The 18,598-nt window shown below is 29.7% G+C and carries 23 protein-coding genes and 1 tRNA gene; 18 read left to right on the plus strand and 6 right to left on the minus strand.

Annotation, left to right across the window (positions count from 1 at the left end):
• Positions 1-33: 33 nt before the first annotated feature.
• The 4 genes from ACVC3Y_RS16065 (at position 34) to ACVC3Y_RS16080 (ending at position 3,579) form a co-directional block, all read left to right on the plus strand.
• Positions 34-107 (plus strand) — tRNA-Asp (locus tag ACVC3Y_RS16065).
• A gap of 462 nt (positions 108-569) precedes the next feature.
• Entirely contained in the window at positions 570-734 is a 165-nt protein-coding gene (locus tag ACVC3Y_RS16070) for a hypothetical protein (RefSeq protein ID WP_303420660.1), read from the plus strand.
• Between the two features lie 160 nt (positions 735-894).
• Entirely contained in the window at positions 895-2,889 is a 1,995-nt protein-coding gene (locus ACVC3Y_RS16075) for an ATP-binding protein (RefSeq protein WP_303420658.1), read from the plus strand.
• Between the two features lie 15 nt (positions 2,890-2,904).
• A complete protein-coding gene (locus ACVC3Y_RS16080; protein WP_303420656.1) occupies positions 2,905-3,579 on the plus strand; it encodes a helix-turn-helix domain-containing protein in 675 nt (224 codons plus the stop codon).
• Between the two features lie 274 nt (positions 3,580-3,853).
• On the opposite strand, the gene ACVC3Y_RS16085 is transcribed toward ACVC3Y_RS16080, so the two are convergent.
• Complete coding sequence (locus tag ACVC3Y_RS16085) at positions 3,854-4,363, minus strand: DUF456 domain-containing protein (RefSeq protein ID WP_303420654.1); 510 nt, start codon at positions 4,361-4,363, stop codon at positions 3,854-3,856.
• Between the two features lie 131 nt (positions 4,364-4,494).
• On the opposite strand from ACVC3Y_RS16085, the gene ACVC3Y_RS16090 reads away from it, so the two are divergent.
• From ACVC3Y_RS16090 to ACVC3Y_RS16105, 4 genes are all read left to right on the plus strand, one after another.
• Positions 4,495-4,854 carry a BlaI/MecI/CopY family transcriptional regulator gene (locus ACVC3Y_RS16090; RefSeq protein ID WP_303420652.1) on the plus strand — a complete coding sequence of 120 codons (360 nt, stop codon included), beginning with the start codon at positions 4,495-4,497 and terminating at the stop codon, positions 4,852-4,854.
• Position 4,855: 1 nt separating this feature from the next.
• Positions 4,856-6,292, plus strand: a complete 1,437-nt coding sequence (locus ACVC3Y_RS16095; RefSeq protein WP_452227433.1) for a M56 family metallopeptidase — start codon at positions 4,856-4,858, stop codon at positions 6,290-6,292.
• Between the two features lie 205 nt (positions 6,293-6,497).
• Positions 6,498-7,181: a T9SS type A sorting domain-containing protein gene (locus tag ACVC3Y_RS16100; protein ID WP_452227434.1), complete on the plus strand. Its 684-nt coding sequence runs from the start codon at positions 6,498-6,500 to the stop codon at positions 7,179-7,181.
• Between the two features lie 43 nt (positions 7,182-7,224).
• On the plus strand, positions 7,225-7,701 hold the full coding sequence (locus ACVC3Y_RS16105; RefSeq protein WP_452227435.1) for a hypothetical protein: 477 nt from the start codon (positions 7,225-7,227) through the stop codon (positions 7,699-7,701).
• Positions 7,702-7,742: 41 nt separating this feature from the next.
• Here ACVC3Y_RS16105 and ACVC3Y_RS16110 read toward each other — a convergent pair whose 3' ends face one another.
• The 3 genes from ACVC3Y_RS16110 to ACVC3Y_RS16120 are packed head-to-tail and all read right to left on the minus strand — an operon-like array spanning position 7,743 to position 10,640.
• On the minus strand, positions 7,743-8,474 hold the full coding sequence (locus ACVC3Y_RS16110; protein WP_452227436.1) for a Bax inhibitor-1/YccA family protein: 732 nt from the start codon (positions 8,472-8,474) through the stop codon (positions 7,743-7,745).
• A 49-nt stretch (positions 8,475-8,523) separates the two neighbouring features.
• Positions 8,524-9,672, minus strand: a complete 1,149-nt coding sequence (locus tag ACVC3Y_RS16115) for a glycosyltransferase family 2 protein (protein ID WP_452227437.1) — start codon at positions 9,670-9,672, stop codon at positions 8,524-8,526.
• Entirely contained in the window at positions 9,669-10,640 is a 972-nt protein-coding gene (locus ACVC3Y_RS16120) for a lysylphosphatidylglycerol synthase domain-containing protein (RefSeq protein ID WP_303420640.1), read from the minus strand. The genes ACVC3Y_RS16115 and ACVC3Y_RS16120 overlap by 4 nt, the downstream gene beginning before the upstream one ends.
• Before the next feature lie 38 nt (positions 10,641-10,678).
• On the opposite strand from ACVC3Y_RS16120, the gene ACVC3Y_RS16125 reads away from it, so the two are divergent.
• The 10 genes from ACVC3Y_RS16125 (at position 10,679) to ACVC3Y_RS16170 (ending at position 16,756) form a co-directional block, all read left to right on the plus strand.
• Positions 10,679-11,314, plus strand: a complete 636-nt coding sequence (locus ACVC3Y_RS16125) for an outer membrane beta-barrel protein (RefSeq protein WP_452227438.1) — start codon at positions 10,679-10,681, stop codon at positions 11,312-11,314.
• The gene (gene ruvC, locus ACVC3Y_RS16130; protein WP_303420636.1) at positions 11,314-11,865 is read left to right on the plus strand and encodes a crossover junction endodeoxyribonuclease RuvC; all 552 of its coding nucleotides are present in this window, start codon (positions 11,314-11,316) and stop codon (positions 11,863-11,865) included. The genes ACVC3Y_RS16125 and ruvC overlap by 1 nt, the downstream gene beginning before the upstream one ends.
• A 119-nt stretch (positions 11,866-11,984) precedes the next feature.
• Positions 11,985-13,133 (plus strand): radical SAM family heme chaperone HemW, encoded by a 1,149-nt coding sequence (gene hemW / locus ACVC3Y_RS16135; RefSeq protein ID WP_452227439.1) that lies wholly within the window; start codon positions 11,985-11,987, stop codon positions 13,131-13,133.
• Between the two features lie 11 nt (positions 13,134-13,144).
• Positions 13,145-13,897, plus strand: a complete 753-nt coding sequence (locus tag ACVC3Y_RS16140) for a cyclase family protein (RefSeq protein ID WP_303420632.1) — start codon at positions 13,145-13,147, stop codon at positions 13,895-13,897.
• A 47-nt stretch (positions 13,898-13,944) separates the two neighbouring features.
• Positions 13,945-14,556, plus strand: a complete 612-nt coding sequence (locus ACVC3Y_RS16145; protein ID WP_303420630.1) for a DUF4230 domain-containing protein — start codon at positions 13,945-13,947, stop codon at positions 14,554-14,556.
• 2 nt (positions 14,557-14,558) lie between these two features.
• Entirely contained in the window at positions 14,559-14,921 is a 363-nt protein-coding gene (locus ACVC3Y_RS16150) for an MmcQ/YjbR family DNA-binding protein (protein ID WP_452227440.1), read from the plus strand.
• A gap of 138 nt (positions 14,922-15,059) precedes the next feature.
• Positions 15,060-15,338: an STAS domain-containing protein gene (locus ACVC3Y_RS16155; protein ID WP_303420626.1), complete on the plus strand. Its 279-nt coding sequence runs from the start codon at positions 15,060-15,062 to the stop codon at positions 15,336-15,338.
• Between the two features lie 53 nt (positions 15,339-15,391).
• A complete protein-coding gene (locus ACVC3Y_RS16160; RefSeq protein ID WP_303420624.1) occupies positions 15,392-15,670 on the plus strand; it encodes an STAS domain-containing protein in 279 nt (92 codons plus the stop codon).
• Between the two features lie 87 nt (positions 15,671-15,757).
• The gene (locus ACVC3Y_RS16165) at positions 15,758-16,336 is read left to right on the plus strand and encodes a PhnA domain-containing protein (RefSeq protein WP_303420623.1); all 579 of its coding nucleotides are present in this window, start codon (positions 15,758-15,760) and stop codon (positions 16,334-16,336) included.
• A 156-nt stretch (positions 16,337-16,492) separates the two neighbouring features.
• The gene (locus ACVC3Y_RS16170) at positions 16,493-16,756 is read left to right on the plus strand and encodes a DUF1272 domain-containing protein (protein ID WP_452227441.1); all 264 of its coding nucleotides are present in this window, start codon (positions 16,493-16,495) and stop codon (positions 16,754-16,756) included.
• Here the strand turns inward: ACVC3Y_RS16170 and ACVC3Y_RS16175 are convergent.
• Positions 16,751-17,851, minus strand: a complete 1,101-nt coding sequence (locus ACVC3Y_RS16175; protein WP_303420619.1) for a DUF4407 domain-containing protein — start codon at positions 17,849-17,851, stop codon at positions 16,751-16,753. The genes ACVC3Y_RS16170 and ACVC3Y_RS16175 overlap by 6 nt on opposite strands.
• Positions 17,852-18,334: 483 nt before the next feature.
• Entirely contained in the window at positions 18,335-18,574 is a 240-nt protein-coding gene (locus tag ACVC3Y_RS16180; RefSeq protein ID WP_452227442.1) for a ribbon-helix-helix domain-containing protein, read from the minus strand.
• Positions 18,575-18,598 lie beyond the last annotated feature (24 nt).

Consider the following 18,598-nt stretch of genomic DNA (forward strand, 5'->3'; position numbering starts at 1 on the left):
AGCAATGTATATTTGCAATCGCAATTAAGCAACGGTTTGGTAGTTCAGTTGGTTAGAATACCTGCCTGTCACGCAGGGGGTCGCGGGTTCGAGTCCCGTCCAGACCGCAAAAATTGCTAAAGCTTCTCTTAGGAGAAGCTTTTTTTGGCAATAAAATTTAGTTGTGTTGTTTGATAGATGTTAAAGTCTATCAATGGTTTAAGTAGTTAAACCGATGGAAAGCTTTCCTTTTTTCTTTATAGAAAATTGTGAAGCTTTTTTGTTTTATAAGCTTTTTTTGTACAATTAAAATAAAAACGATACATTTGAACGATGAAATAAGCATTTAAACGTGTTTTTTGTTTTCTTAATTTTAGATTGCTATATATTAGCCGTTCTTAATTAAGTCCCAATAAATTATATTTCAGCTTATTAAGGTTTTTAATCCATTTTATTTATTCCCTCAATAAATACAAAATAGACCTGATGTCTACTTTGTGTTTTTTACAGAAATTTTAATTTCAATTATATAGAGGCATTTGCTTTATATACGTATATATAAAATATTATAAACCATAAAATCAAATAAAATGAAATCCCTAAAAATTACATTATTAGTAGCAGTAGTATGTGCAATCTTCGCATCTTTAACTCCACAAGACAAACCTTCTCAAGAAAAAGAGAAAAACAAAGAAACAATAGTAAAAGTTACTTTTAAAAAGGAAAAACTTAAAATAAAAGTTCCTAACGCATAAATTTATTTATTTTTTAACTATTATACCCTTTGTAAATACGCAAAGGGTATGCTAGTTTATAGTAACTATATGCTAAGAGTTTCATAAAAAGTTATACATTTGAAAGGCAGCCAAAAATTATGTAGACTTGAAAATACAGTATTATTTTTTTATAACATTTTTGATTTATAATGTCTGTCTTGCTCAAAATAAGGATGGATTAGAAAGTCAAATAAAAGAAATACAAAATTTAAAAGATTTATCTAACCAGCAAGAGTATTCTTTTGAGGATAAAATTAATTATGCAAAAGAGGCGGTAGCTTTATCTAAACTTACGAACCTAGATACAATTGTATTAAAAAGCAGCCGTAACTTATCGATGTTATATTTACAGTCTGGAGATTTTGACACTTATAAATCTATAAGTTTTAATAATTTAAAAGTATCAGAAAGAATAAAAGACACTACCTCAATTGCGCATTCGAATTATTATTTAGGTTTTTATTATCATCTTTTAGAGAAGCACGATAGCGCTTATTTCTATTATTATAAATCCTCCAAATTTTACCATTTTTTAAAAGATGCGCAACATGAAGGGGAGGTCTTATCTAATATGGCCGTTATTCAGGAAATAGAAAGAGATTATGTTGGCTGCGAAAATAATGCTATTAAATCTATTTCTTTACTAGAGCAGTTACCAGAAACTGATGGAAATCTAGAAACATTATGGAACGCAAATAGTCTAATTGCTGTAGTTTCAGCAGAATTAGAACAGTATGAAAAAGCATTAGAGTATTATGATAAGACTCTCGTTATTTGTGATAAAATGGAGGATTCTTATGAAAACAAATTGTTTTCTAATATAAATATAGCTGCCTTGTATAGAAGAAAAGGGGACTATGTTACAGCAGAAAGACTTTATGAAAAACTATATAAAGAAGAATCTGTTTTAGACTATGACCCATCTTCTTATTCTATAATTTTATCAGGATTGGCATATGCAAAACTTAAAAATAATACAGCAAATAAATTAGAAATAAAAAAGCTTTTTAATGACGCTTTTCAAATAAGTAAAAAAGAAGATGATGATGTCGGACAGTTATCTATTAGTATGGATTTGGCGGAGTTCTATTTGCAAATAGAAAATCTAGATAGTGCTAGATATTATGTAAATAACGCATATAAAATAGGTAAAGAATTAGTAGCAAATGAAACCATTCTAGAATCTCTTTTACTAAAAGCGAAGATTGATACGGGAGAAAAGGCGCAAAAAAGTTTAAAAACATATATAAAACTTAGTGATAGTTTGCAAAAAGCAGAACGTTCTATAAGAAATAAATTTGCTAGAATAGACTATGAAACCGACCAAATAAAAGCAGAAAAAGAACAAGTTTCAAAAGAAAGATTCTTACTTTTATTAATATCTATTGGTTTGTTAGTTACACTTACTTTACTATACGTTATCATTACCCAGCGCGCAAAAAATAAAGAATTAAAGTTTGTGCAACAACAACAAGAAACCAATGAAGAGATTTATAACCTCATGCTTTCTCAACAAGATAAAATTGATGAAGCAAGAAGTACCGAAAAAAGAAGAATTTCGGAAGAACTTCATGATGGTATTTTAGGAAGACTTTTTGGAACTAGGTTGAGTTTAGATAGTTTGAATATGAGTACTACGGAAGAAGCTATTAAATCTAGAGAAAACTATATTGATGAATTACAGGCCATTGAACAAGAAATTAGAAAAGTATCTCATGAGTTAAATACCGATTTTGTTTCTGGATCTGGATTTAAAGACATTATTGAAACACTTTTAGAAACACAAACAAAAGCATACAAATTAGATTATACACTAACTAATGATGATGCTATACACTGGGATAATGTAACAAATAAAACTAAAATTCATATATATAGAATTTTACAAGAATCTCTTCAAAATATATACAAGCATGCTAATGCTTCCAAAGTAGAAATTAGCTTTACTATAAAAAATAATGTAATTTGTATCACGATAAGAGATGATGGAACTGGTTTTGAAGTAAGTAAATCCAAAAAAGGAATTGGTATTAAAAATATTACATCTAGAGTAAAAGAAATTCAAGGAAAATTAGATATTAAGTCACAAAAAAATGTAGGAACTAGTATTACCATTGCTATTCCTACCAAGTAAAAACGCCCTAACATAATGCACGAAAAAATTAGAATTCTAATGACAGATGATCACCCTATAATTATAGAAGGTTATCAAAACACATTATTAGCTACAAAAAAAGAAACCCAAGAATTACAAATAGATATTGCAAATACTTGCGATCAATCTATTACTTTAATGCAAAAATCCAGAGAAGAAGAGAATCCTTATACTGTTTTATTTATGGATATTAGTTTGCCACCATCGGCAGATGGGTCTATAACTTCTGGAGAAGATCTCTCTAAATACGCTAGAACTATTCTTCCAAATGCTAAAATTGTTATTCTTACCATGTTTAATGAACCATATAGAATACATAATATCATTAAAGAAATAAAGCCAGAAGGTTTTGTTATTAAAAGCGATTTAACTTCAAGAGAACTAGCAAGTGCATTTCAAGCTGTTATTAATAATCCCCCATTTTATAGTACAACAGTTACTAAATATCTTCAAACTACGCTAGACTCTGAAATTGAAATAGACGATATAGATAGAAAAATTTTATACCTTTTATCACAAGGAATTAAAACAAAAAGTTTAACCAAGCATTTAGGTATTTCTACAAGCTCGGTTGAAAAAAGAAAAAAAAATTTAAAAGAAGTGTTTTATATTACAGATAGTCAAGATGAGACTTTACTAATTGAAGCTAGAAAGAAAGGTTTTTTATAAAATTTGTAAGATTTACCTTTTGAAATGTTAATTTATAAACTTTTTGTATTTTTTTTTAACGCTTAAAAGCGTCTAAAATACTGATTAGTATGGTTTTACCGTAATTGTTTTACGGAAAAACCGTAAGCGAGTTTTATAGATTATACCTATCTTTATATTATCAACAACGCATAATTAGTTAATCCCCTCAGATAAAATTATGTTGATTATAGCATGTATTAAGCCTTGTGGTTTCATTTATTTGAAATTATAAGGCTTTTTCGATTTTTTAGTCTTAAAAATTAAAAATAGCCGTTTTGTATTCCCAAAAAGTTAGAATAAAAAAACCGAGATAAACTACAGCTACAATAAACTTTAAAAAGGTACCAGTTAAAAACCCTAAAAAGGAACCAAAAGCTGCTTTTACAGCAGTTTTAGAATCTGCTTTATTAATTAATTCACCAGTCAATGCGCCAATAAAAGGCCAAATAATAATTCCTAACAAACCAAAAACTGGAAAAAATATGGAAATTAATAGACCAACAGTAGTGCCTATCATACCCATTTTACTGCCACCAAATTTTTTGGTGCCAAGTACAGGTATTATATAATCTAGCGCAAAAACAATTAGTGCTACAATTAATGTAATAGCCAAAAACCAAGTATCATTTGGCACTGCTTTAGTAAGGTACAATAAAAATAAACCAATCCAACTCATTGGAGGTCCTGGAAGCACAGGTAGAAAACTACCAATGACGCCAATAATTATAAATAAGAAGCCCAAAAAGGCTAAAAAAATGTCCATGTATTTTTTATTATAAGACGCAATTTACTTCATAATGTTACAATTTATAACTAAAAAATTAGTTCAAACTAAATTTTTAGTTATATTTGTCATGTTAAACTAAGTTTTTAGTTGCATTAAATCAAAGAATAATGAAACAACTCACAAAAGCAGAAGAAGATATTATGCAAGTACTTTGGCAGCTTGAAAAAGCAAATGTTAAAGCTATAATTGAACAATTACCAAACCCCAAACCTGCATATAATACTGTATCTACAATAGTTAGAATTTTAGAAAGTAAAGGTTTTGTTGATTATGAAAAAAAAGGAAAAGGTCATATATACTTTCCATTAGTGCAACAACAAGATTACAGTAATCAATCTATAAATAAATTGGTAGATAATTATTTTCAAGGTTCGTTTAAGAGTATGGTTTCTTTTTTTATGAAAAAAAATGATATCAGTTTAAACGAATTAGAATCTGTTTTAAAGGAAATAAATAAAAAAGAGTAATATGCTACATTATATTATACAAACTATAGCATTTCAGTGTTTCTTTTTAATCGCTTACGATCTGTTTTTAAAAAAAGAAACCTTTTTTAATTGGAATAGGGTTTACCTCTTGGCAACTACCATAGTGTCCTTTATTATTCCTTTTATAAAAATTGATAGTTTTAAAAATGTAATACCACAAGAATTTATAATTACACTTCCAGAAATAATTTTAGGGAATCCAGAAACAATAATGCTAAATGATGTTGTAATAGATAATGGTCCTGTTGTTACAAATACAATATTTACATGGCAAATATTCCTTTATTTAGGTGTTTTTATAGCTTCTATCTTATTTGTTTATAAAATAATAAATGTGCTATTACTTATTCATAACAACCCAAAGGAGGTCTTTGGAAAGATCATACTAGTAAAGTTAAAAAAGAGTAGTTCTGCATTTTCATTTTTCAATTATATATTTCTAGGGGAACTTATAAAACCAGAAGATAAAGATGCTATTTTAAAACATGAAATGGCACATGTAAAACAAAAGCACTCCATCGATTTGCTTCTTTTTGAAATCCTCCGTATTGTTTTTTGGTTCAACCCATTCATTTATATTTATCAAAACAGAATAGCAGATCTACATGAGTATCTGGCAGATATAGAAGCCATAAAGCATCAAGATAAAACAAGTTATTATCACAATTTATTAGCTAAAGTTTTTCAAACAAAGCGAATATCATTCATCAATCCATTTTATAAACAATCATTAATCAAAAAACGAATCGTTATGTTAAACAAATCAAAATCAAAAAAAGTACAATTATTCAAGTATGCATTATTAGTACCAATTATGGCTGTAATGCTAACCTATTCTTCATGTTCTAACGAAACACAAGTACAAGAACCCGATCAAGAATTAGAAGCTATTGTTAATAAGTTTAGAAACCAACTACTAACAGAAAACAGCAATTTTTCAAAGCAAGATCGAATAGAGTTAGCAGAATATATTATAGATGCGTTTAAAGCAAACCTAGAAGATAATGGACAAACAAGTTCTGGTAGCTTTACAGCATCAAGTTTTAGTAGTGAAGAAGTTTCTTTCACAGCAATCGAACAAGTTCCTGTTTTTCCAGGTTGTGAAGATGCGGTAAATAATGAGGAAAGAAAAAAATGTATGGCAACAAAAGTTGGTGAATTTGTTGGTAAAAAATTTAATGTAGACTTAGCAGAAAGTTTAGGTTTAGCACCAGGTAAACACAGAATAAGTGTGCAGTTTAAAGTAAATGAAAATGGAAATATTATTGATGTTAAATCAAGAGCTCCACATGCAGCATTAGAAAAAGAAGCGATACGTATAGTAAATCTATTACCTAAAATGAAACCAGGAATGCATCTTGGTAAAGCGGTTACAGTACCTTACGGATTTCCAATACAGTTTCAAATTAAAGGATAAAACACTTTTAAAAGATTTTTGTTTCTTAAATTTAAAACCGAAGATTAATCTTCGGTTTTAAATTTTTAGGAGGTATTTCTAATGCTTCGCAAACAATTAGATGGATTGAGCGGCATTTAAACCTGTTTTTTTGCATTTAATTAGCAAATCTTAATAATTTGGAGTTTTTTATTTATAAGAAAACTTTTTTTATTTACTTAGCAATATGAAAAACAGTTTACTATTCTTATTTGGATTCTTTTTTTGCGTAACACCAATATTTTCACAGTCAGAAAAAGATTGTAAAAAAACATGTACTATAGATAAAGTTGTTTACGAAAAGGCTTATTTAGGTGTGCAGTTTGGAGGCCCTTGTGGTAGAGAAACAGAAAAAGGTGTTATTATTTTAAATGTATTAGAAAATACTGCTGCAGATGTAAACAAATTATTAATTGAAGATGTTGTCTTATCTATTAATAACATAGAAGTAAATAAAATGGCAGAAGCAAAAAAAATAATTGCTTCCCACAAACCTTTTGATACTCTAGAGTTTAAAGTTTTAAGCGAAGGTAGAACACTTACAAAAAACATTAAATTAGGGTATCGAAATTCTAAAAAAGTACAAGAAGAAGTTTGTTGTGATTCTTTTAATTTAGAAGAGAATATTGTTGTTTACCCCAATCCGGCATCTGTTAATTTAAACATAGAGTTTAAAACAGCAATCGAAGGAAATTATGATTTTGAAATCTTTAACTTAAATGGCGTACGTTTTTATGATGATAAAAACTACCATATAAAAAATCAGCTTATTAAAACTATTAATGTAGAAAAGCTAGAAGATGGTGTTTATGTTTTAAAAATAAAACAAGGCTCTAAAACGCATTCTAGTATGTTTGTGGTTAAGAAATAACAACATTCAATAATAAATTGTATTTTTCGGTTTTCTTTAATATATGCAAAGAATCCTGCTTTTTTTATTATTCTTAGTAGTTACTTCCTGTAACTATTTTAATGTGAAGAAAACATCTTCCGAAGCTATTCTTGAAGAAGAATTACAAACGTTTAATTGGAGGGATGTTGATGTTTACCCAACTTTTAAAACTTGTTCTACTTCTTCCAATCAAGAAAGTAAGAAAGTCTGTTTTCAAAATACGCTAACAGCAGCTATTTACAAGAATTTAACTTCACAAAAAATAGTCGTTACTCAAGACATTCAAGATACCATTTTAGTGCATTTTCAAATTTCTGAAACTGGAGAACTGCATCTTATGGATGCAAAAATCGATTCTATAACTTTAGTTGAAATACCAAATATTGAAGATTTATTATATGAGAGCTTAGATTTTTTACCAGAAATATATCCAGCAATTAAACGTGGTCAACAAGTAAAAACACAGTTTACTTTGCCAATTCAAATTCAGGTAGATTAGTTTTTTTTAAATTCTACCTTCTTGTCTGTAGTTGCCGAGTACTAATACCGAATAGCTAATTTTTTCATTAGTCTCAAAATCTCGACATACAACCAGACTAAAGATACTAAAAGACCCCAAGTAGCAAGCCATTCTTTACTTTTAGGCGCTTTGTTTTTTTGTCGTTCAATATATTGAAAATCTAAAAGCAGCGTTAATGATGCAACAAAAGCAGCAATCACATTAAATGCAATTGCAATTAATGAAGTTCCCCAAATAAAAGATTGAATTCCAAAAAAGCTTAAAACCCACGAAATAATATACACTAAAAAGATACTTGATGCAGCAGTAATAATAATACTTTTTAGTTTTTGAGTAACTGTAATAATTCTAGTTTGATATAGAAAAAGTATCGTGAAAAAAGTTATAATAGTAACACCAATTGCTTGGTAAGGCATATTAGGAAATTTAGCATGTGCAAAACTACTTATTCCACCTAGAAAACAACCTTTAGCTATAGCGTATAAAGGCACAAGAAAAGGTGCCCAACCGTGTTTGTAAGAGATAGTGATACTTATAATTATAGATGCAATAATTCCGCCATAAAGAAACCATTCGATATCCCAGCCCGAACTATATAGTTTCCAAATAAATACCGTTATTGCAGCAATAATTGCAATACAAAAAAGCGATTTCATAAATATACCAGAAACTGTCATTTTTGCTGAGGAAGATTTTCTGTCGTTCCAAAAGAAATTTGTAAAAGCAGGATTCGATGTTTTATCTAAACGCATATGGTTTCATTTATCATGGTAAATCTACAAAATATATACGGTACAAATCTTATTTTTTAAAGGCTCTACCTTTCCATTTGTAATTAGAAAAAACCGAAACAAAAACGACGTAAACACTAAAAAAAGGATACAGAAAACAACTAAAAATAAAAGAAGGTAAAAAGGTTTTTTGTTTATAAAAACGAAGTGTTTTAAAGAGTAATAAAAAGTCGATACTGCATTTTATTAAAAATAAATACAATAATACTTTAACATTAAATATGCCTGTTATACATAAAGTTAATAGACAAATAAGGGAGGCATTCATTAGTAAAACCAAGAGACCAACAACTTTTGCAAAGTTATTTTTATAGCTAGCAGATTTAGAAGCCCAACGTACACGTTGAGATACCAAATCTTTAAAGTTTTTAACAGCTTCTGTGGTTACAATTACATGTTCCGATTTTAAATAATGCACTTTTTTTGCATCCTGTTTTAATGCTTTTTCAAGAAGGAAAATATCGTCGCCACTTGCAATATTGGTATTGCCATGAAATCCTTGAACCGTTTTAAAAAAATCTTTTCTATATCCTAAATTTGCGCCGTTACATAAAAAAGGTTTCTGTATTCCAAAACCACCAATAGTTGCACCTTGAAGGCTTAAAAAATCTAGTAATTGAAAGCGGTCTAGAAAAGTTTTTGCCTTGCTATACGTAACTGGAGCTACTATAAAATCGGCGTCCCTTTTTTGAATAAAAGCATCAAAGGTATCTAGCCAAAACTTTGGTAAAATACAATCGGCATCTGTAGTAATTATCCAATCGTATTTTGCAATTTGTATTGCAGATGTTATGGCGTCTTTTTTTGGCGAATCACTTTCCCGTAAATTATTAATAATTTTTATAGGATTTCTAGTGAATTTATCTTTACGTAAATTGGTGTCGAGTACCTTTTCAATAATAGTTACCGAATTATCTTCCGATGCATCATTAACCAAAATAATTTCATACAAATGTTTTGGGTATTGTAAAGCTTCCAACGATTTTAAAAGTGAAGGCAAATTTTCAGCTTCATTCCTAAACGGAATAACCACAGAAAAGCTAGTCTTAGCTTCCAAGTCTTCCATGGCAAAGCGCTTTACTTTGTCAAAACCAAAGGCCAAAATTCCTATTAAAAATATGTAAACGAGTGTGATGCCAATAAAAAGTAAAAGGATCATGTGGTTTTGTTTTTTGGAAGTTTAAAGGTAAGCACATAAAAGCTCCCAAGTATGCTTGGTAATACGAAATTTAAAATCCACATAAGCAGTACAATACTTAATATGGTAAATTCGTTTACGCCAACAGTTGTGAAAATATAAACAGCGACACTTCCTTTAATGAGGATGTCAAAAATAAATATTGACGGAATTACAGAAGCGATTAAATACATACTTGTTATAGCAACCATAGCATGAAAATAGGATGTTTCAACACCAAAAACACGAAGTAAAAAGTAAAATTGAAACGAAAAAACTAAGTATCTTAAAAGTGACAATATAAAACTATAGACTATTGTTTTTAATGCTAGGTTTTTAATGAAATTTATAACTTTTTCAATAGCGAACCCTTTTATTTTAAAGCGTTTTTGTTTTACTCCAATAATAGTAAAGCCAAAAGCTATAACAATAATAATGAGAAATCTAGATATTCTTAAAAGGTTAAGCTCTATTTGGTATTCTGTTACAAAAAAGTACAAGCCAAAAGCACCAAAAAGCACAGTGATGGTCATTTGTGTTAAGTTGCCAATAAGATTTAAAAGCACAATTCGTTTTCTATATAGAGAAGTAAAATATAAAGCTTTTGCTCCATAATCACCAATTCTATTTGGTGTAAAGATGGATGCTGTTAAAGCACCTAAGCTTTGTTTTAAGGCTTCATAAAAAGATGTTTTTTTTATAGAGTTCACTAAGATTTGCCATTTTACACTTTCTAAAATCCAATTTAAAATGCTTAAAAACAGTAAAATTAAGATGGTTTTTAATGAAAAAATGTTGTTTTTGTTTAAAAAAGAAACAAATTCACTAAAATCTAAATTGTTGTTTGTCGTTAGTTTGTTGTAAATAAAATAAAAAGCACCAATTACAATACTTAATTTAATAAGTACAAAAAAGAATTGTTTAGTTTTGTATGGTAGTGCCTTATACATTTTGTGCTAAAATGCACAAATTAACACAATATTGCTTTATGATAATACCAAATAAAACATTTAAGACCTTCATATTCGTATTGCTTTTAAGTTTCTTTTGCTTTTCGGGTTTTTCACAAAGTGAAACCAGCACTTGGAAAGCACAATTTGCAGTAGGAATTAATAGCCCTAGCCAAACCGCATTTGTTTCGACTTTCGAAGCAAAACCTATAAATTTTCCAACAGTACACATTGGTTTGCAACGTATGTTTAGTAGAAATTTGGGGGCTAAATTAGATTTTGGTTATAATCGATTATCTAATGCTAGTAACTCTCCCGATTTTAAAGTTAATTATTCTAGAATAAATGCACAAGTGGTTTACGACCTAGGAAGTTTAATTCGTTTGCCTCAAAATTATGCTATAATGGCGCATGCAGGACCAGGGTTTACTTTTGTAAAACCTTTAGCAGAGTATACCAATAACAAAGAATCTTTTCTTAATGCCATGGCTGGTTTAGAGTTTCATTATGGAATTTCACAAGGATTGTCTGTTTTCTTAGACACATCATACATTTATGCATTTAGTGGCGATTATGATAATGTCGTTGACGGATTTGGAACTTTTAACGGAAACCTCTTAACTGCAACAGTTGGTATTTCTATTTCATTAAGTGGTTGTTATTATTGTGAATAATGAGTGAAGATAGAATTATTTTAGGAATTGATCCAGGAACTACAATTATGGGTTTCGGCCTTATAAGAGTCAGAAATAAAAAAATGGAATTCTTGCAGTTAAATGAATTAGATTTAAAAAAATACAAAGACCATTATCTAAAACTGAAACTTATTTTTGAACGTACCATCGAGCTAATAGATACTCACCATCCAGACGAAATAGCTATCGAAGCACCTTTTTTTGGTAAGAATGTACAAAGTATGCTTAAGCTTGGTAGAGCACAAGGGGTTGCAATGGCAGCTGGACTTTCGCGAGAAATACCTATTACAGAGTACTTGCCAAAAAAGATAAAAATGGCAGTAACAGGAAATGGTAATGCGAGTAAAGAACAAGTAGCTAAAATGTTGCAAAGTATGTTGGGATTAAAAACTTTACCTAAAAACTTAGATGCAACAGATGGATTGGCAGCAGCGGTTTGCCATTTTTATAATTCAGGGAAAATTACTGTCGGTAAAAGTTATTCTGGCTGGGACAGTTTTGTAAAACAGAATGAAGATCGAATTAAGTAGCCAGTAATCGTTACAAGTATAGTATTGTAAATTAACCATAAACTGTTACAAGCGTTAGATTAATTTGTTTTTATTTCTAGAATGCTAATTAAATATAATAACTGCTACTAAATACTAAAATGAGCGGCATCTACATTCACATACCATTTTGCAAGCAAGCATGTCATTATTGCGACTTTCATTTTTCTACTTCTATGAAGAAGAAAGACGAACTCATTCAAACACTAATTACAGAGTTACAGCTTCGTAAAAATGAACTAGAAAATCAAGTAGTAGAAACTATTTATTTTGGAGGAGGAACACCGTCATTACTTACCAATGAGGAACTTCTTTTATTAATAACATCTATTTATAAAAATTTTAAGGTTTCCAAAGATCCAGAAATAACATTAGAAGCAAATCCAGACGATTTAACCAAAGAAAGAATTATCCAACTCTCTAAAACACCAATCAATAGATTGAGTATTGGTGTACAATCTTTTTTTCAAGATGACTTAATAAGCATGAATAGAGCACATAATGCAGAAGAAGCAGAAAAGTGTTTAAAATATGCAACGCAATATTACGATAATATTACAATTGACTTGATTTATGGAATTCCAAATATGTCAATAGATAAGTGGCAAAAAAACTTAAATAAAGCATTTCAGTTTGGAATAAATCACATTTCAAGCTACGCTTTAACGGTAGAACCTAAAACAGCATTAGCTACTTTTATTAAAAAAGGGAATTATCCACCAATGGATGAAGACTTAGCATTACAGCATTTTAATTGTTTGGTGGCAGAAACTCAAAAGCAAGGTTTTATACATTATGAAATTTCTAATTTTGGGAAACCTAACTATTTTTCAAAACACAATACAAGTTATTGGGAAGGAAAAAAATACTTAGGTATTGGTCCTTCGGCACATTCATTTCACCAAACACAACGTAGTTGGAATGTTTCAAATAATAGCAAATACATAGAAGCAATTCAAAATAATATGCTTCCAAATACCATAGAGGAATTAAGTGTTTCAGACCGATACAACGAATACGTTATGACCAGATTACGAACCATTTGGGGCGTTTCTTTACAAAAGGTAGAAAACGATTTTGGAACAGAATATAAAAAGCATTTGTTGCAAACTTCACAAAAATATATTGCCGAAGGATTAGTAAATATTACAAGCGATCCTTCCGAGCTTGTCGAAGAATCTTTCCTAAAAACAACTCAAAAAGGTAAATTTTTAGTCGATGGAATTGCTTCCGAACTCTTTATGATTTAGTATATTTGGGTATGATAGCAACTATAGAAACCAATTCAAAAAAATATAAGATAGATTTTTCGAAACCATTAGACATTTCTATTCCACTAATAGCATCTAAAAACAATGTAAATGCTTGGTATTTAGATGAACCAACTATAGAGCCAGTTCAAGATAATGGTTGGATAGCAAGTGTAAAAGAAGGTGCAAGTATTAATTTTAATAATATATGTTTTAATCCACATGCACATGGTACACATACCGAATGTGTTGGTCATATTGTAGAAAAAGTACACTCTGTAAATACGAATTTAAAAAAGTTTTTCTTTTTAGCCGAAGTAATAACCGTTGCTCCTGAAAAACTTGGAGAGGATTTTGTAATTTCAAAAAAACAAATCCAATTTGCCTTGGGAAACAAAAAAAGAAAAGCTGTAGTAATACGAACTTTATCTAATACTAAAGAGAAGTTGTCTGCACAATATTCGCATACTAATCCACCTTATTTGTTAGAAGATGCTGCAATATATTTAAGAGAAAAAGGAGTAGAACATTTACTTATAGATTTACCAAGTATAGATAAGGAAAAAGATGATGGTAAGCTTTTAGCACATAATGCTTTTTGGAATACAAAAGGAAAATTAAGATTAAAAGCAACCATAACAGAGCTTATTTTTGTGCCAAATAATGTAACCGATGGCACCTATTTTTTAAATTTACAAATAGCACCTTTTGAAAATGATGCTTCACCAAGTAAACCAATTTTGTATGCACTTTTAAACGAGTGATTTTTGGTACATAAATTGCTTGTTAAAGAATAAAACCAATTAAATTAATGGAAGCCTTTTTAGGAATTATTATAGGAATATTAGCAAGTTTAGGAGTTGTTACTTATTTTAAATCATTTAAAAATAAACAACTGGTAAACTCACAATCTCTACTGTTGTTAGATAAAGTAAAAACCGTATGTAAATTTATTACTGTTGAAGGTGATTTTGCAGAAATTTACCACTATGAAGATGTAAAAGAACGTTTCTTAAAGATGGTCAATAGTAGAAAAAAAGCATTAGTGGTTATTAATGCCAAAGCATATGTTGGTTACGATTTAAGTAAAATACAACTAGAAGCAGATAACGAAAATAAGAAAATTATTTTAGCGCATTTTCCGCAACCAGAAGTCCTGTCTGTAGAAACCAATTTAAATTATTACGATAAAAAAGATGGTTACTTTAATAAATTTGAAGCTTCCGATTTAACCGAATTAAACCAAGAAGCCAAACAACATATTTTAGATAAAGTCCCAGAAAGTGGTTTAATGCTAGCGGCAAAAAAAGAAGCATTACAAACCATTTCTTTAATGGAAAGTATTGTTGAAACCATTGGTTGGAAACTAGACTATTCTGCTTTAAAATTAGAAGAAAGTCCAGTAAAGAAAATTGAAGAATAAGCATGCATATAGAACAGCTTCGTGAATATTGTTTGCGTAAAAAAGGAGTTACAGAACATTTTCCTTTCGATGAAACAACATTAGTGTTTAAAGTACTAGATAAAATGTTTGTCTTAACTTCATTAAAAGGTTGGGAAGCAGGAACTCCATCTGTAAATTTAAAGTGTGATCCCGATTATGCGCAAGAACTTCGTGCAGAATACCAAAGTATAGAACCAGGTTACCACATGAGCAAAAAACACTGGAATACCATACAATTACACCAAAACGAACTGCAAACTCCATTTGTAATCCAACTCGTGGATCACTCCTATGATATGGTAGTTAAAGGGTTATCTAAAAAACTTCGCGATTCCTTAATATAATGCATGAATAAGATTACGATTTTTTGTGTTCAACAATTTATACCGCATTTCATCGAACATTTTAGGTGTAACTAATAATAAATTACATATTTACATCGATTAATAGCGCTTAACATTTTATAATTTAATTAAAAAAAGATGGCACTAGAAATCACAAATTCACTAAATACGTTTAAAGTTACAGGAGTACTTGATAAAAAAAGCGTAAAAAAATTTCAAATTTATTTCAAAAATATTTTTAATACTACTAATGAGTTAGTTATTAATATCAACGAACTTAAGAGTATTGATCGAGAAGGTGTTTCTGCCTTCGAGGATATCTACAAACAATCTTTAAAAGCTCATAAGCCTTTTTTTATTACAGGTGTAGGAAGCAAAGAAATATTCGATCATGTTACAACTATAGATGCAGCCTAATTAATAATGCATAGTCGATTATAGCACCAATTCTATTATTAAATAAAAAAGCCATGAAACTTATTATTACAAATACCAACAATATATATAAGGTAAAAGGAAACCTTATAAAAATGAATATCCCAATTTTTAAAAGTGAATTAAAAGACGTTTTTAACCATAAAGACGATGTTATATTAAACTTGCAAGGGGTAACTAATATTGATAATCAAGGCGTAGTTGCCATTGCGCAATTACACAACGAAGCACTTTCAAAAAACAAAAAACTATCTATTATTGGTTTTGGTAAGGATAAATTATCTAATACTTTAATCTCTAATAAAGTCGCATAAGCCTCTTCTATTATTCAACAAGAGATAGTATACATCTTCTTGTTGTACTGTTATAATAAATGTACATTTGTTTTTTAAAATATACTTATGAGTTTAGAAAGAGAATTGAGTAAAAGAGCAGATGGTAAGTGTGAATTATGTAAAAACGAAGAACATTTACAATTATATACTTTAGCGCCAAAAAAAGACCAAAGCATAAAAGACACATTAACTATTTGTAAAATTTGCGAAGGTCAAATAGAAAACCCAGACACAACAGATCCAAATCATTGGCGTTGTTTAAACGATAGTATGTGGAGCGAACACCAAGCAGTACAAGTTGCAGCATGGCGAATGTTATCGCGTTTACGAAAAGAAGGTTGGCCACAAGATTTGTTAGATATGATGTATCTTGAGGAAGATGTTTTAGAGTTTGCAAAAGCAACAGGAGAAGGTGAAGACGAAGAAGGAAAACTAATACACAGAGATGTAAACGGTGTAATTCTTGAAACAGGAGATTCTGTTGTTTTAATAAAAGATCTTAAAGTAAAAGGATCTAGTATGGTTGCAAAACAGGGTACAGCAGTTAGGAATATTCGTTTAGATCGCGAAAACGAAACTTATATTGAAGGTAAAGTTGGCCCAACTCAAATCGTTATTATTACAGAATATGTAAAGAAAATTTAGTATATATATAATGGCGTTACCTAAAGGTCAGGCTATCCACTTTATCTTTTTTACTTGTTCTCGATATATTTTGTTCATGCTTCACAAAACTCGATAACTAACGAAAAAAAGGATGTCGTTTCTATCCTTAACGCAACTTTATTCTAAAAAATACACATGTTAGAAATAAGACCAACTTGCGAACATTGTAACAAAGCATTACCTCATAATGCCGAAGATGCAATGATTTGTACTTTTGAGTGTACGTATTGTAAAGCATGTGCAGAAGAGGTTTTTAAAAAAATATGTCCTAATTGTGGTGGCAATTTTTCACCAAGACCAATTAGACCAGAAAGTCTATTAGACAAACACCCGATTTCTACAACTATAGTTTATAAACCCAAAGATGTGAAAGCGCATTATAAAAAACACAAGCTATAAAATCTTTGTTTGCTTTGTATAAAAAGCTTCTTGTTGTTTTTTCATTAGTTCGCGAGCCATTTTCTTTTTGTACGTGTATAATTCTTCCTCTTCTGTAATGTCCTTATATACTTTATCGTTTATAGCATTATCTGCTTGAAGCATCATTTTTTCTTGACTTACTTGTTGTGTTGTCCAGGTTCTAATCTTATGTTCTTGATTTTCAAATTTAAAATCGTATTCTCCTTTTGGAGAAAGTAGTTTAGCGATAATTGGAGAAGTTTCAATAGCTAAAAATAGTAGAAATATAAATAAACTTGGTAGCCAAGGCAATGTGTTTAAGGCATTTACTCTAGCCATTAAACCATCAAAACCATCAATAATTGGTTGTGTAGTCGCGACTTGTGTTTCGTAATCTGTTTTTAGCTGCGTTATTTGTGCTTCAGAAGTTGCAATTTTCTCTTTGTTTGTGGTTTTTAATTCTTGTAATTCTGCCAAAGCAGCATCGTGTTTGTCACGTTTTTCTTTATACACAGGACCTTTCCCCAAAAGTTTGGTTCCTGCAGTTCCTTCGGCTTCGTTAATAAAAACAGCATATAATGCATTTACTTCGATTTCTTTGGTGTCTATTTCGCTTTGTAAAGCTGTAATGTTATTTTCTAAAGTTGCTATTTCTGGAGTAAATTGTAAAGCAATTTGATCTTGGTTAGCTAGTGTTAATTCGTTTTTTTGTTCTAAAAGTACTTGGTTGATTTCCTTTTCAAAAATCTTTAATTCTAAAGGTTTAGAAATTACTATTGCTATAATAATTGCTAGTAGAATTCTTGGGGAAGCTTGAATAAATTCATCCATAAAACGGTCTCTTTTTTTTATGGTAGACACAATAAAACGATCTAAATTAAAAATAAGTAAACCCCAAATTAAACCAAAAAATAGCGCAGAATATATAGAGTCGAAAACTGTAAATAGCGCATAACTAGAAGCTATAAAAGCCATAACTGCAGTAAAAAAAACGGTTGCTCCAATTCCTGCATATTTGTTTTGCTCTCCATTCGAGCAATCTTTTATAATATTGGTATCTGCTCCAGAGCAGATAATAAAGAAATGTTTTAACATGATGTGATTGATTTTGATTGATGACTAGGTTATTAGAACGCTAAAAGGTGCTTTTTGTTACAGTTTGAGTTTAAAAAAAAGACCCTACATGTTTTTAAAACATATAAGGCCTAGTTATAAGAAATACGTTAAGAACGCTCTTAAGTATCTAAGTAAGCTAGAACCAAGCAATAAAAAAACACAGTGTTAGCAACTGTGTTTTTTATAGGGTATTATCTAAATTTTGTTTTCCAACAATTGTCATTATATCTACGGTATCTTCATTTATTTTATAGAAGATACTATCAGATCCACACATACACACAACGTCTATATCCTTTCTAGAAAATCAACCGATTCAAATGAAAAAGGTCTTTGAGCAATTATCCCAAAATACTCAAAAAAGAGTCAAAGTATTTATCCGCTTGAGTAATTCCAATTTTTTTAACTCCGTAATGATGAATTCTGATTAAGTCCTCTTTTGCAGTATTACTTATTCTAAACTCAGCCATTGATTAAGTCCTTGGATTGTTTAAGAATTTGGGCTTTACTATCCGAAGTAAATCCGCTATTTTCAGCTCTTACGAGTTTAGCCTTAATCCAATCAATTTGAACTTGTTGGCTTTTAGCTTGTCTATTTAAATCGTTGACTAATTCACTTTTACTTGAGTATTCTTTATTGTTAACTTGATTTTTAAGCCATTCATCATTTGGTTTTGTAAATGAGATACTTTGTCTAGCCATAATATTTTATTTTGATGAAAATTA

The sequence above is a fragment of the Lacinutrix cladophorae genome, from assembly GCF_053604645.1.